The sequence below is a fragment of the Bradyrhizobium niftali genome, assembly GCF_004571025.1.
Taxonomy (GTDB): domain Bacteria; phylum Pseudomonadota; class Alphaproteobacteria; order Rhizobiales; family Xanthobacteraceae; genus Bradyrhizobium; species Bradyrhizobium niftali.
In genome coordinates this window covers 104781-118374 of record NZ_SPQT01000022.1, presented here as the reverse complement: position 1 = coordinate 118374, position 13594 = coordinate 104781, and the positions used below count along the sequence as shown (strand labels likewise).

General features: G+C 65.6%; 13 protein-coding genes. 12 read left to right on the top strand and 1 reads right to left on the bottom strand.

The window, feature by feature from the left end; translation table 11 throughout:
* Positions 1–741 precede the first annotated feature (741 nt).
* From E4K65_RS31530 to E4K65_RS31515, 4 genes are all read left to right on the top strand, one after another.
* Positions 742–1296, top strand: coding sequence for a TetR/AcrR family transcriptional regulator (locus tag E4K65_RS31530; protein WP_235885792.1), 555 nt, complete (start codon positions 742–744; stop codon positions 1294–1296).
* 51 nt (positions 1297–1347) lie between these two features.
* A complete protein-coding gene (locus E4K65_RS31525) occupies positions 1348–2541 on the top strand; it encodes an MFS transporter (protein WP_135177434.1) in 1194 nt (397 codons plus the stop codon).
* 128 nt (positions 2542–2669) lie between these two features.
* Positions 2670–3089 carry a DUF4118 domain-containing protein gene (locus E4K65_RS31520; RefSeq protein WP_135177433.1) on the top strand — a complete coding sequence of 140 codons (420 nt, stop codon included), beginning with the start codon at positions 2670–2672 and terminating at the stop codon, positions 3087–3089.
* 138 nt (positions 3090–3227) lie between these two features.
* On the top strand, positions 3228–3437 hold the full coding sequence (locus tag E4K65_RS31515) for a hypothetical protein (protein ID WP_135177432.1): 210 nt from the start codon (positions 3228–3230) through the stop codon (positions 3435–3437).
* Positions 3438–3694: 257 nt separating this feature from the next.
* Here the strand turns inward: E4K65_RS31515 and E4K65_RS31510 are convergent, their stop codons facing one another.
* Positions 3695–4672, bottom strand: coding sequence for a LysR family transcriptional regulator (locus tag E4K65_RS31510; RefSeq protein WP_135177431.1), 978 nt, complete (start codon positions 4670–4672; stop codon positions 3695–3697).
* Between the two features lie 120 nt (positions 4673–4792).
* Here E4K65_RS31510 and E4K65_RS31505 point away from each other — a divergent pair, with 120 nt between their 5' ends.
* The 8 genes from E4K65_RS31505 (at position 4793) to rpe (ending at position 13525) form a co-directional block, all read left to right on the top strand.
* Positions 4793–5830 (top strand): class 1 fructose-bisphosphatase, encoded by a 1038-nt coding sequence (locus E4K65_RS31505; protein WP_135177430.1) that lies wholly within the window; start codon positions 4793–4795, stop codon positions 5828–5830.
* 12 nt (positions 5831–5842) lie between these two features.
* Positions 5843–6718, top strand: a complete 876-nt coding sequence (locus E4K65_RS31500) for a phosphoribulokinase (protein WP_135177429.1) — start codon at positions 5843–5845, stop codon at positions 6716–6718.
* Between the two features lie 16 nt (positions 6719–6734).
* Positions 6735–8753 (top strand): transketolase, encoded by a 2019-nt coding sequence (tkt, locus tag E4K65_RS31495; protein ID WP_135177428.1) that lies wholly within the window; start codon positions 6735–6737, stop codon positions 8751–8753.
* Positions 8754–8765: 12 nt separating this feature from the next.
* Positions 8766–9851, top strand: coding sequence for a class II fructose-bisphosphate aldolase (gene fba / locus E4K65_RS31490; protein WP_027546250.1), 1086 nt, complete (start codon positions 8766–8768; stop codon positions 9849–9851).
* 29 nt (positions 9852–9880) lie between these two features.
* Entirely contained in the window at positions 9881–11341 is a 1461-nt protein-coding gene (locus E4K65_RS31485; RefSeq protein ID WP_135177427.1) for a form I ribulose bisphosphate carboxylase large subunit, read from the top strand.
* Positions 11342–11352: 11 nt separating this feature from the next.
* Positions 11353–11757, top strand: coding sequence for a ribulose bisphosphate carboxylase small subunit (locus E4K65_RS31480; protein WP_135177426.1), 405 nt, complete (start codon positions 11353–11355; stop codon positions 11755–11757).
* 101 nt (positions 11758–11858) lie between these two features.
* Positions 11859–12791: a CbbX protein gene (gene cbbX / locus E4K65_RS31475; protein WP_167771298.1), complete on the top strand. Its 933-nt coding sequence runs from the start codon at positions 11859–11861 to the stop codon at positions 12789–12791.
* On the top strand, positions 12788–13525 hold the full coding sequence (gene rpe / locus E4K65_RS31470) for a ribulose-phosphate 3-epimerase (RefSeq protein WP_135177424.1): 738 nt from the start codon (positions 12788–12790) through the stop codon (positions 13523–13525). The genes cbbX and rpe overlap by 4 nt, the downstream gene beginning before the upstream one ends.
* Positions 13526–13594 lie beyond the last annotated feature (69 nt).

Below are 13594 nucleotides of genomic sequence, written 5' to 3'. Positions count from 1 at the left end.
GACAAGTCGCTGTGCTCGCAATGACGGTGTGGAGACAGTTCGCCCCACACTCGGCGTCATCGCCCGGCTTGACCGGGCGATCCAGTACTCTGAGACGGCGGTGATTGAATCGAGAAGCTACGGCGTACTGGATTCCCCGCCTTCGCGGGGAATGACGGTTGTATTTGGAGAACGAAGTCGCTGCCTCACACGCCGTCATTGCGAGCGTAGCGAAGCAATCCAGACTGCCATCGCGGAAAGATTCTGGATTGCTTCGCTGTGCTCGCAATGACGGTGTGGAGACAGTTCGCCCCACACTCGGCGTCATCGCCCGGCTTGACCGGGCGATCCAGTACTCCGAGACGGCGGTGATTGAATCGAACTGCGACGTACTGGATTCCCCGCCCCAGTGCGCAAGTGCGCACAAGGCGGGGAATGACAGTTGTACTTGGAGGACGAAGTCGATGCCTCATACGCCGTCATTGCGAGCGCAGCGAAGCAATCCAGACTGCCACCGCGGAAAGATTCTGGATTGCTTCGCTGCGCTCGCAATGACGGTGTAGAGAGAGTGCGCGCAAAACCCCCAATGTCGTCCTGGCCTTCCCCAGGACAACGCCGGGGCTGTGGCCGCCAGTCTCTCCCCCGATCACAACCAGGTGTCTTGATTAGGAAACAGTCATTCCCTATTATTCCGCAATGCAAAAAACCGCCCGCCGATCGCAAGACATAGCTCAGCCACCCGGCCGTCCCCGGGAGTTTGACATGGACACTGCCCTGGACGGGGCGGTGCGGGTGTTTTGCGAGCGCGGCTATCATGCCACCTCGATCGGAGACCTCACCGCCGCGATGCGGCTTGCCACCGGCAGCGTCTACAAGGCGTTTCGCGACAAGCATGCCGTGTTCCTCGCAGCCTTCGAGCGCTACGCCTCGGTGCGACGGGAGCAGACCCGCGGTGCGGCCGCGCGCGGTGCGAACGGCCGCGAGCGGCTGCGCCATGTGCTGCTGTCCTATGTCGAGCACTCCCAGGGCAGCGAGGGGCGCCGCGGCTGTATCGTGGTCGGCAGCGCGGTCGAGCTCTCCGCGGTCGATCCGGTGGTCCGCGCCCGCGTCAATGCGCAGCTCGCGACCAACGAGAGCTTCATCGCCGGCCTCATTCGCGAGGGCCAGGCCGACGGCTCGATTCCCCGCCATGTCGCGGCCGACGACACCGCGCGGCTGATGATCTGCATCACGCAGGGAATGCGCGTCGTCGGCAAAGCGCGCCTGCCGCTCGACGGGACGCGCCTCGTCGGCGTCGCGATGAAACTGCTCGCCTGAATTCCTGTCATATTAGGGAATGATCATTCCCAATCTCTGGAGACCGTGTCAATGACGATGAATGCCACCATCGAGACCGCGCCCGAGCCGGACGCGGTGTCGCAGCGCCTGACCTTCGTGCTTGCCGCGGCCTGTGGCATGGTCGCCGCCAACATCTACTATGCCCAGCCGCTGATCGCCCCGATCAGCGCCGCGCTCGGCCTGTCGCACGCCGCCGCCGGGCTGATCGTCACCATGACGCAGATCGGCTACGGCACCGGGCTGCTCTTCATCGTGCCGCTCGGCGATCTCGTCGAGAACCGCACCCTGATCTGCTCCGTCATCACGCTCGGCGCCGCGGCGCTGCTCGCCGCCGCGTTCGCGACGCACGCACTGCCGTTCCTGATCGCCGCGCTGTTCATCGGGCTCGGCTCGGTCGCGGTGCAGATCATCATTCCCTATGCGGCGCATCTGGCGCCGGAGGCCATCCGCGGCCGCGTCGTCGGCAACGTCTCGACCGGCCTGATGCTCGGCATCATGCTGGCGCGGCCGGTGTCGAGCTTCGTCACCGCCGCGTCGTCGTGGCATGCGGTGTTCTTCGCCTCCGCCGCGCTGATGATCGTGCTCGCAGCCGTGCTCTGGATGGTGCTGCCGACGCGCAAGCCCGTCGCGCGCATGCATTACGGCACGCTGCTGCTGTCGATGCCGCATCTGGTGCGCACCATGCCGCTGCTCCGGCGCCGCGCGCTCTACCAGGCGAGCCTGTTCGGCTGCTTCACGCTATTCTGGACCGTCGCACCGCTTCAGCTCGCCTCCGAGTTCGGCTTCTCCCAGCGCGGCATCGCGCTGTTTGCCCTCGCCGGTGTCGCCGGCGTGTTCGCCGCGCCAATCGCGGGACGGCTCGCCGACTGCGGCCATAGCCGCATCGCGACGCTGGTTGCGATGCTGCTCGCGGCCGCGGGCTTCCTCGTGACCTACATCGGCGCGGCCGGCTCGATGCTGAACCTGGCCTTCCTGGTGGTGGCCGCGATCGCCATCGATATCGGCGTCCAGGGCAACGTGGTGCTCGGCTTCCGCGCCATCTTCGCGCTCGGGCATGAACATCGCAGTCGCCTCAACGGCCTCTACATGGCGACGTTCTTCGCCGCCGGCGCTGCCGGCTCCGCGGTCGGCGCCTGGGCCTTCGCGCAAGGCGGCTGGGCCCTCGCATCGGGAATCGGCCTCGCTCTGCCGGTCGCGGGCCTGCTCTATGCGGCCACCGAGTAGCGGTGAAAATTATGCGATGCGGCTGTTTACCAAACGCCCGGGCATGCGTTTTCCGCCTCGCGATTTTCCTGCCGCTGTAGTACTTTGGTCGCAAGCGGGCCCAGTTAACGGGCGGCAGGGGGAGGCTGATGAGACGTGCGGGGCTGTTTGCCGTACCGCGGGTACGGCCATGGTCGTGGCAGGCGTTTCTGCTGGGACTAGTCGTCGTCGGACTATCGGCGGTGCTTCAGGGCATCTGCGTCGCGCTCGGCGCAAAACTCTATTTCGCGGCATTTCTGCCCAGCCTGTTCGTGCTCGGACTTGTCGCGGGTGCGCCGGCGGCGGCATTCGCCGCGCTGCTCACCGTTCCGCTGGTGTGGTGGGCGTTCATGCCGCCCTTCTTCGAGTTCAATGCGCTGACCAGCGCAAACACCGATTCCATCAACCTGTTCTGCCTCCTCGCCGTGCTCCTGATCGGCCTTGCCGATCTCTGCCGCGAAACGATGTCGATCATCAGCCGCGGCGGGCTGAAGCGTTCGGGCGAGAGCGCGGCAACGAATTCGCAATAAATCGGCGATGCGCGCGCGCCGACGTTGCGCCCGCGCAACAGTCCGGCAACCATTCGCGCGCTTGCCGTGCGCCGCTAACTTTTCGAAAAAGATTTGGCCGCAATTTCTCCCCCGGGAATGACGAGGGAGTTTTCGGACATGAACGGCCAAGCAAACGGGCACGCCATCTTGGAGAACGTGCGCCGCTATCGCGGCATCGCATCGCTCTATCGCCAGACCGCTGCATTCCGCCCGGGCCAGAGCTGGTCGCTGCTGGAGCAGGCGAGGGATTGGGAAGCGCGGGCGCTGTCGGAACTGGAAGCTTATTTCGCCACGCACATGGATTACGCCGCTTCGCGCGCGGCCTGATCGTTAACCATCGCCGCAAGGAGGTCGGCGGCGAACATCGGCGATCGCCGGTTCTGGTCGGGAGCGGAATCCGTGGCGACTACGGGGTTACCCCGGCGCCTGCGCATGATAGCAAGTCGCCCGGATCTCCTTCACGTCGGCCGGGGGCGAGCGATGACCACCTTCAACCGCATCTTCACGACAGAGCGCCTGCTTCAGATCATCGTCATTCTCGCGGCGACGATTGCGATGAAGCTGATGGTCTGAACACCGGCGGGCTAGCGCTCGCCGAACTCCGGCACGTCGGGCAGATAGTTCGACCCCTCCGAGCCCAGAAAATCGAACATCGCCTGCGCCGGCGGCAGCAGCACCTTGTCGCTGCGGCGGATCACGTACCATTGCCGCACGATCGGCAGGCCGGCGACGTCGAGCACGATCAGGCGGCCCTCGGCAAGCTCGTGCGCCACGGTGTGGGCCGAGATGAAGGCGACGCCGAGCCCGGCGATGACCGCCTGCTTGATGGTCTCGTTGCTGCTCATCTCCATGCCAATGACCGGCTCGAGGTCCGACTTCTGGAACATGCCCTCCATGAGCGTGCGCGTGCCCGATCCCAGCTCGCGGGTGAGGAAGGTCTCGTGCACGAGGTCGGTCAGGCTGAGGCCGGAATCCTTCTCCAGCCAGTGCCCCTTGCGCGCGACGATGATGTGCGGATTGCGCCCGAGCTGACGGACGTCGACGCTGACGTCGGCCGGTGGCCGACCCATCACCGCGAAATCGAGGTCGTAGCCGTGCATGGCCTCGCGGATCTCCTCGCGATTGCCGATGGTCAGTCTGATCTCGATCTTCGGGTACCGCTTGGTGAATGCCGCAATCGCATGCGGGACGAAATACTTCGCGGTCGAGACCGCGCCGAGATGCACGGTGCCGCCGGTCCGCCCGGCGAGCAGGTCGAGCGCGCCCTGGCAGTCCATGATCGCGGCTTCGACCCGTTCGGCGAGCGCCAGAACCTCCTTGCCCGCCTCCGTCAGCAGCATGCCGTCGCCGGTCCGCTGCACCAAAGGCAGGCCGGCGAGGTCCTGAAGCTGGCGCAACTGCTGGGTCACGGCCGGCTGCGTCAGCCCGAGATGGCCGGAGGCCGCCGTCACGCTGCCCTTGGCCGAAAGCGCCGCGAGCGAGCGAAGCTGCCGGATCGTCAGATGCCGCAGCTGGGCCGCCGCATGGCCGGGGCCATTATAAGAAAATTCTTTGGCACTCATTATGAATAGAAATTTTCCTTATTAAGCCACCCCTGTCAATCTCCTTATGCCGGGACCGACCGCGACCTGCCTCCACCGTGGAGGGAAATGGATGCGGCGCCGGCCAGGGGATGGACGCAGATGACCGGGCAACTCAGGCTGGACGACCACCTTCAACGGTACTCGGAGACCGCGCCCCACGCGCTGGCGGTGGCGACCGCAGTCGATGCCATCGCGGCGGCGGCGATCGAGATCGCCGACCTCATCGGCACCGGCGATCTCGCGGACGCCTCGGGCCTGACCACGAGCCGCAACAGCGACGGCGACGTCCAGCGGGATCTCGACGTCCAGGCGGATGCGATCCTGCGCCGCTGTCTCGGCAAGCTGCCGATCGCAGCGCTGGCGTCGGAGGAGATGCGCGAGCCGCAGATCGTCGACCGCGCGGCCAGGATCTGCGTCGCGATCGATCCGCTCGACGGCTCCTCCAACATCGACATCAACATGACCGTCGGCACGATCTTCTCGATCCTGCCCGCGCCCGACGATCTCGCGCTCGCCTTCCATCAGCGCGGCTCGGCGCAGCTCGCGGCGGGCTTCGTCACCTACGGTCCGCAGACCTCGCTGGTGCTGACGCTCGGCGACGGCGTCGACATCTTCACGCTCGACCGCAAATCCGGCTGCTTCCGTCTCGCGCGCAGCGCCGTGCAGATCTCAGAAGCGGGCGAGGAGTTCGCGATCAATGCGTCCAATCGCCGGCATTGGGATCCTCCGGTGCGCGCCTTCATCGACGAGTGCCTTGCCGGCGTCGAAGGCCTCGCCAATCACGATTTCAACATGCGCTGGATCGGCTCGCTGGTCGCCGAGACCTATCGCATCCTCACCCGCGGCGGCGTGTTCCTCTATCCCTCGGACGCACGGCCCGGCTATGGCGACGGCCGCCTGCGCCTCACCTACGAGGCGCATCCGATGGCTTACATCATCGAGCAGGCCGGCGGCTCGGCCTCGACCGGACGCGAGCGCATCCTCGATTTGTCGGCGCAAAGCCTGCACCAGCGCGTGCCGCTGATCATGGGCTCGAGCAACGAGGTGCGGCGCGTCGAAGAATTGCATTGCGATCCGCTGCTGGTTGCCAGCGTCTCGGCGCCGCTGTTCGCGCGGCGCGGCTTCTTCCGGCTGTGAGGAGGGGGGCACATGTCCAGGAAGCATCCGATCATCTCCATCACCGGCTCCTCCGGCGCCGGCACGACCTCGGTCAAGAAGACGTTCGAGCAGATCTTCTTCCGCGAGAAGGTCAACGCCGTCTACATCGAGGGCGACGCCTTCCATCGCTATGACCGCGCCGAGATGCGCACGCAGATGGCGAAGGAGGCCGAGCGCGGCAACAGGCATTTCAGCCATTTCAGCCCCGAGACCAACCTGTTCGAGGAGCTGGAGCGTGCCTTCCGCGACTACGGCGAGACCGGCACGGCGGTGACACGACATTATGTGCACGATGCCGAGGAATCCGCGCTGCACGGCGCGCCTCCCGGCGCCTTCACGGAATGGGAGCGGCTGCCGGACAATTCGGACCTGCTGTTCTACGAAGGCCTGCACGGCGCCGTCGTCACCGACAAGGTCAACGTTGCGCGCTACGCCGACCTGAAGATCGGCGTCGTGCCCGTCATCAATCTCGAATGGATCCAGAAGCTGCACCGCGACCGCAGCGCGCGGGGCTATTCGACCGAGGCCGTCACCGACACCATCCTGCGGCGGATGCCTGACTACATCCACTACATCTGTCCGCAATTCACCGAGACCGACATCAATTTCCAGCGCGTGCCGACCGTGGACACCTCCAATCCGTTCATCGCGCGCTGGATCCCGACGCCTGACGAATCGATGGTCGTGATCCGCTTCAAGAACCCGCGCGGCATCGACTTCCCGTATCTGCTCTCGATGCTGCCCCACAGCTGGATGTCGCGCGCGAATTCGATCGTGTGCCCCGGCGCCAAGCTGGACCTCGCGATGCAGCTGATCCTGACGCCGCTGATCATGCAGCTCATCGAGCGCAAGCGAAACCTGAAGTGAACAAGGAGAGAATGTGATGAACATCTCCGTCCATGCCGAAGCCGACCTCACGGCTGTCGCGCATAACGATCTCGCCAACGCCGTCCGCTTCCTCGCGGTCGATGCCATCGAGACATCGCAGTCCGGCCATCCCGGCCTGCCCATGGGCATGGCCGATGTCGCGACCGTGCTGTTCTCGCGCTTCCTGAAGTTCGACTCGGCGCACCCGAACTGGCCGGATCGCGATCGCTTCGTGCTCTCCGCGGGCCACGGCTCGATGCTGCTCTATGCACTACTCCATCTCAGCGGCGGCGCCGTCAGCCTCGATGACATCAAGGCCTTCCGGCAATGGGGCTCGAAGACACCGGGCCATCCCGAATACGGCCATACGCCAGGGGTCGAGACCACGACGGGGCCGCTGGGGCAGGGGATTGCCACGGCCGTCGGCATGGCGCTCGCCGAGCGCATGGCCAATGCGCGGCATGGCGATGGGCTCGTCGACCACTTCACGTATGTCATCGCGGGCGACGGCTGCTTAATGGAAGGCATCAGCCAGGAGGCGATCTCGCTCGCCGGCCATCTCCAGCTCGGCCGCCTGATCGTGCTGTTCGACGACAACGGCATCTCCATCGACGGGCCGACGTCGCTTGCGACATCGGACGACCAGCTCGCGCGCTTCGCCGCCTCCGGCTGGTCGGTGCGCCGCGTCGATGGGCACGATCCCGAAGCGGTTGCGCAGGCGATTGCCGAAGAGCGCGAAACCACAAAGCCGTCGCTGATCGCCTGCCGCACCGTCATCGGTTATGGCGCGCCGGACCGGCAGGGCACAGAGAAGGCGCATGGCGCGCCGCTCGGCACCGAGCAGACCGCTGCGGCGCGCCGGACGCTCGGCTGGGATTATCAGCCCTTCGTGGTGCCGATCCCGATCCTCAAGGCGTGGCGCATGATCGGGCAGCGGGGACAGGTCGAGCGTCTCGCCTGGCTCGATCGCTATGAAAGTGCTTCGCCCGAGCAGCGCGACCTGTTCGTCGAAGGCAAGGTCGTCGCCCTGCCGGCCGCCTATGCGCTGGCCGCGGCGAAATTGCGCGAGCGCTTTGCGAGCGAGCGGCCGAAGCTCGCGACGCGGCAGGCCTCGCAACAGGTGCTGGACGGCATCGCCGGGACAATTCCGGGCCTCGTCGGTGGCTCTGCGGACCTGACGCATTCGAACCTGACCCATGCCAAGGCGCAAACTCCCGTCAAGAGCGGGGCGTTCGCCGGCGACTACATCCACTACGGCATTCGCGAGCACGGCATGGCCGCCGCGATGAACGGCCTCGCGCTGCACGGCGGCTTCATTCCCTATGGCGGCACGTTCCTCGCGTTCTCCGACTACAGCCGGCCGGCGATCCGCCTTGCGGCCTTGATGCGGCTGCGCGTCATCCACGTGATGACGCACGACTCCATCGGTCTCGGAGAGGACGGCCCGACGCACCAGCCGGTCGAGCATCTCGCCGCGTTGCGCGTGATCCCGAACCTCCTGGTGTTCCGCCCCGCCGACGCGGTGGAGACGCTGGAGGCCTGGGACTGCGCCCTTGCGGCGGAGCATCGTCCCTCCGTGCTCTGCCTGTCGCGGCAAGCCTTGCCGACGTTCCGCAGTGATGCGCGCGGCAGAAACCGTGTCGCGCGCGGTGCCTATCTCGTGGTCTCGCCGGATGGCGGCCGCGATGTGACGTTGATGGCGACCGGTTCGGAAGTCTCGATCGCGCTGGAAGCCGCCCGCCTGCTCGCGACCGAGCACATCCGAGCGGCCGTGGTCTCGGCGCCCTGCTTCGCGCTCTTCGAGGAGCAGCCGGAGGATTACCGCGCCGCCGTGCTCGGCACCGCGCCACGCGTCGGCATCGAAGCCGCTGTGCTGGGCGTTTGGCCGCGCTGGATCGGCGCCGACGGTGAATTCGTCGGCATGCGCGGCTTCGGCGCTTCGGCGCCGGCGCCGGTGCTGTATCGCGAATTCGGCATCACGCCGCAAAACATTGCGGAAGCCGCCCGCCGGGCGATCGCCCGCAAGAGCCAATAAGGAGGACGACCCTTGGCCCGTATCACCCTTCGCCAACTGCTCGATCACGCCGCCAGCCACGGATACGCGGTGCCGGCATTCAACATCAACAACATGGAGCAGGGGATCGCGATCATGCAGGCGGCCGCCGAGGTCGATGCGCCCGTGATCATCCAGGCCTCGCGCGGCGCGCGCAGCTATGCCGGCGATCTCATGCTGTCCCACATGATCGACGCGCTGGAGCGGACTTATCCCGACATCCCGCTCTGCATGCACCAGGACCACGGCAATGACGAGGCGACCTGCGCGTCCGCCATCGCGCACGGTTTCACCTCGGTGATGATGGACGGCTCGCTGAAAGCCGACGCCAAGACCGCGGCCGATTACGACTACAACGTCGCGATCACCCGCCGCGTCGTCGATCTCGCCCATTGGGTCGGCGCCTCGGTCGAAGGCGAGCTCGGCGTGCTCGGCTCGCTCGAACATGGCGGCGGCGAGCAGGAGGACGGTCATGGCGTCGAGGGCAAGGTCAGCCACGACCAGCTGCTGACCGATCCTGACCAGGCCGTCGATTTCGTTCGCGCGACGAAAGTCGATGCGCTGGCCATTGCAATGGGCACCTCGCACGGCGCCTACAAGTTCAGCCGCAAGCCCGATGGCGATATCCTGGCGATGCGGGTGGTTGAGGAGATTCACCGCCGGCTGCCGAACACGCATCTCGTCATGCACGGCTCGTCCTCGGTGCCGCAGCCGCTCCAGGACATGTTCAACCAGTTCGGCGGCGAGATGCCGCAGACCTGGGGCGTGCCGGTGGAAGAGATCGTGCGCGGCATCAAGAGCGGCGTGCGCAAGGTCAATATCGACACCGACTGCCGTCTGGCGATGACCGCGGTGTTCCGGAAAGTGGCCGCGCAGGCACGCTCCGAGTTCGATCCGCGCAAATTCCTCAAGCCGGCGATGGACGCGATGCGCGAGCTCTGCCGCGAGCGCTTCGAACAGTTCGGCACCGCGGGCCACGCGAGCAGGATCAAGGTCGTTCCCCTGAGCGAGATGGCGCGGCGCTATCGCGCCGGCGAGCTCGATCCGCGCGTCGACGCCCGAGAGTCGGTCGCCGCCTAGTCATTCAGAGAGAAGAACAGGAGAGAGTCATGAATGCACATACCGGCACGGTTCGCGGCAAGGAGCGCTATCGCTCGGGCGTGATGGAATACAAGCGCATGGGCTATTGGGAGCCCGATTACATGCCAAAGGACACCGACGTCATCGCGCTGTTCCGCGTCACGCCGCAGGAAGGCGTCGATCCGATCGAAGCGTCCGCTGCGGTTGCCGGCGAGTCCTCGACCGCGACCTGGACGGTGGTGTGGACCGACCGGCTGACGGCCGCCGAAAAATATCGCGCGAAATGCTATCGCGTCGATCCGGTGCCGGGCACGCCGGGCTCGTATTTCGCCTACATCGCCTACGATCTCGACCTGTTCGAGCCGGGCTCGATCGCCAACCTCTCGGCCTCGATCATCGGCAACGTGTTCGGCTTCAAGCCGCTGAAGGCGCTGCGGCTCGAGGACATGCGTTTCCCCGTCGCCTATGTGAAGACGTTTCAGGGGCCGGCGACCGGCATCGTGGTCGAGCGCGAGCGGCTCGACAAGTTCGGCCGGCCGCTGCTGGGCGCAACCGTGAAGCCGAAGCTCGGGCTTTCGGGGCGCAATTACGGCCGCGTGGTCTACGAGGCGCTGAAGGGCGGGCTCGACTTCACCAAGGACGACGAGAACATCAACTCGCAGCCCTTCATGCATTGGCGCGATCGCTTCCTCTATTGCATGGAGGCGGTGAACCGTGCGCAGGCCGCTTCCGGCGAGGTGAAAGGCACGTACCTGAACATCACCGCGGGCACGATGGAGGACATGTACGAGCGCGCGGAATTCGCCAAGGAGCTCGGATCGTGCATCGTCATGATCGACCTCGTGATCGGCTACACCGCGATCCAGTCGATGGCCAAATGGGCCCGGCGCAACGACATGATCCTGCATCTGCATCGCGCCGGTCACTCGACCTATACGCGGCAGAAGAGCCACGGCGTGTCGTTCCGCGTCATCGCCAAATGGATGCGGCTTGCCGGCGTCGATCACATCCATGCCGGCACGGTGGTCGGCAAGCTCGAAGGCGATCCGAACACCACGCGCGGCTATTACGATGTCTGCCGCGAGGATTTCAACCCGACCAAGCTCGAGCATGGCTTGTTCTTCGACCAGTCCTGGGCGAGCCTGAACAAGATGATGCCGGTGGCCTCCGGCGGCATCCATGCCGGCCAGATGCACCAGCTGCTCGATCTCCTGGGCGAAGACGTCGTGCTGCAATTCGGCGGCGGCACGATCGGCCATCCCATGGGCATCGCGGCGGGCGCGATCGCCAACCGCGTGGCGCTGGAGGCGATGATCCTCGCCCGCAACGAGGGCCGCGACTACGTCCATGAAGGGCCGGAGATCCTGGCCAGGGCGGCCGAGACTTGCACGCCGCTGAAGGCGGCGCTCGAAGTCTGGAAGGACGTCACCTTCAACTATCAATCCACCGACACGCCGGACTTCGTGCCGACTGCGCTCGAAACCGTTTGAGGAGACGCAACATGAAACTCACCCAGGGCTGCTTTTCGTTCCTGCCCGACCTCACCGACGATCAGATCGCCAAGCAGGTGCAGTATTGCCTCGCAAACGGCTGGGCGGTGAATATCGAGTTCACGGACGATCCGCACCCCCGCAACACCTATTGGGAGATGTGGGGCCTGCCGATGTTCGACCTTCAGGACGCCGCCGGCGTGATGATGGAGCTCGCCCAATGCCGCAGGGTGTACGGCGACCGATACATCCGTATCAGCGGCTTCGACTCCAGCTATGGCTGGGAGTCGGTGCGAATCTCGTTCCTCGTCAACCGGCCGCCGCAGGAAGCGGAATTCGAGCTGGTGCGCCAGGAAGTGGGGGGGCGCGCGATCCGCTACACCACCGTGCGAAAGACGCCTGCACACGTGTCCTAGTCATCCGTTTCCGCGCGGAGCTCTCCCTGCTCCGTATCCTTGGCGGACCACTGCTTCGCCGCTTCCCCCCCCGCGGCGAAGCTTTTTTCTTCGAGGTGCCGATGCTTGACGTGCCCCATGCGACGACCGCCGAAGGCGGCGAGACCAATTTCGATCTCCGCAAGGAAACCGAAGCGGCCGGGATCACGGATACGCTGCAGCAGCTCGAGCAGGAGCTGGTTGGCCTCCGGCCGGTCAAGAACCGCGTACGCCAAATTGCCTCGCTCCTGCTGATCGAGCGCATCCGGCAGCGTGCGGGCCTCGCCTCCGCGCCGCCGACGCTGCACATGTCGTTCACGGGCAATCCCGGCACCGGCAAGACCACCGTGGCGCTGCGCATGGCGAAGATCCTGCACGGGCTCGGTTTCGTGCGGCGCGGCCAGGTGATCTCCGTGACGCGTGACGACCTCGTCGGCCAGTATATCGGCCACACCGCGCCGAAGACGAAGGAGATCTTAAAGAAGGCGATGGGCGGCGTGCTGTTCATCGACGAGGCCTATTATCTGCACCGGCCGGACAATGAGCGCGACTACGGCCAGGAGGCGATCGAGATCCTGCTTCAGGTGATGGAGAACCAGCGCGAGGATCTCGTCGTGATCCTCGCCGGTTATGGCGAGCGAATGACCAGCTTCTTCGCTTCCAATCCCGGCTTCCGTTCGCGCATCGCCCACCACATCGAGTTTCCGGACTATGCGGAAGCCGAGCTGCTCGTCATTGCCGAGCTGATGCTGAAGGAGCGCGGCTATCGCTTCTCGGCGGCCGCGCGCGAGGCCTTTGAAAGATACATCGCGCTGCGGCGGACCCAGCCGTTCTTCTCCAACGCGCGCTCGATCCGCAATGCCGTCGACCGCATCCGCTTGCGGCAGGCCGATCGGCTGGTGTCCGATCTCGACCGGATGCTCGAAATTACCGACCTCGAGACCATCGATCCCGTGGACGTGCTGGCAAGCCGCGTCTTCAGCGGCGGGGCCGACGTGCGGAGTGCAAAGCCATGATCAGCGAGATCCTTATCGCTCCCTCGATCCTGGCCGCGGACTTCGCCCGTCTCGGGGAGGAGATCGCAGCCATCGACGCGGCCGGCGCGGACTGGATCCATTGCGACGTCATGGACGGACATTTCGTCCCGAACATCAGCTTCGGCGCCGATGTCATCAAGGCGATCCGGCCGGTGACGAAGAAGATCTTCGACGTGCATCTGATGATCGCGCCGGTCGACCCTTATCTCGAGGCGTTCGCGAAGGCCGGGGCCGATGTCATCACCGTGCATGCCGAAGCGGGACCGCATCTCGATCGCACGTTGCAGGCGATCCGCGCGCTCGGGAAGAAGGCCGGTGTCAGCCTGTGCCCGGCGACATCGGAAGGCGCGATCGAATATGTGCTCGATCGCGTCGATCTGGTGCTGGTGATGACGGTCAATCCGGGCTTCGGCGGCCAGTCCTTCCTCGAATCCCAGCTCGACAAGATCCGGCGCATTCGAACCATGATCGGCGATCGGCCGATCCGGCTCGAGGTCGATGGCGGCATCACGCGCGACAACGCTGCTGCTGTGGCCGCCGCGGGTGCCGATACGCTCGTGGCGGGTTCGGCGGTGTTCCGCGGCAAGAGCAGCGCCGACTATGCCGGCAATATTGCAGCTATTCGCATCGCCGCCGAGGCCGGCCGGGTTCCACAATCGCAGGATAATTCCGCGCAGCCGCTGCGGGTCGGCGAAAGCGCGCGTCTCCGGTAGACTACGGGAGCCGTGCACCCGGGTGTCGCTTGTGCCAACGCGTGCCACTTTGCTCCGGGGTTCCACGGA

Bases quoted from the DNA above. Each gene is read 5' to 3' on its own strand.
- rpe (WP_135177424.1), top strand. From the start codon at position 12,788: ATGATCAGCGAGATCCTTATCGCTCCCTCGATCCTGGCCGCGGACTTC.
- E4K65_RS31530 (WP_235885792.1), top strand. From the start codon at position 742: ATGGACACTGCCCTGGACGGGGCGGTGCGGGTGTTTTGCGAGCGCGGC.
- E4K65_RS31515 (WP_135177432.1), top strand. From the start codon at position 3,228: ATGAACGGCCAAGCAAACGGGCACGCCATCTTGGAGAACGTGCGCCGC.
- tkt (WP_135177428.1), top strand. From the start codon at position 6,735: ATGAACATCTCCGTCCATGCCGAAGCCGACCTCACGGCTGTCGCGCAT.
- E4K65_RS31485 (WP_135177427.1), top strand. From the start codon at position 9,881: ATGAATGCACATACCGGCACGGTTCGCGGCAAGGAGCGCTATCGCTCG.
- E4K65_RS31500 (WP_135177429.1), top strand. From the start codon at position 5,843: ATGTCCAGGAAGCATCCGATCATCTCCATCACCGGCTCCTCCGGCGCC.
- E4K65_RS31505 (WP_135177430.1), top strand. From the start codon at position 4,793: ATGACCGGGCAACTCAGGCTGGACGACCACCTTCAACGGTACTCGGAG.
- cbbX (WP_167771298.1), top strand. From the start codon at position 11,859: ATGCTTGACGTGCCCCATGCGACGACCGCCGAAGGCGGCGAGACCAAT.
- E4K65_RS31520 (WP_135177433.1), top strand. From the start codon at position 2,670: ATGAGACGTGCGGGGCTGTTTGCCGTACCGCGGGTACGGCCATGGTCG.
- E4K65_RS31510 (WP_135177431.1), bottom strand. From the start codon at position 4,672: ATGAGTGCCAAAGAATTTTCTTATAATGGCCCCGGCCATGCGGCGGCC.
- E4K65_RS31525 (WP_135177434.1), top strand. From the start codon at position 1,348: ATGACGATGAATGCCACCATCGAGACCGCGCCCGAGCCGGACGCGGTG.
- E4K65_RS31480 (WP_135177426.1), top strand. From the start codon at position 11,353: ATGAAACTCACCCAGGGCTGCTTTTCGTTCCTGCCCGACCTCACCGAC.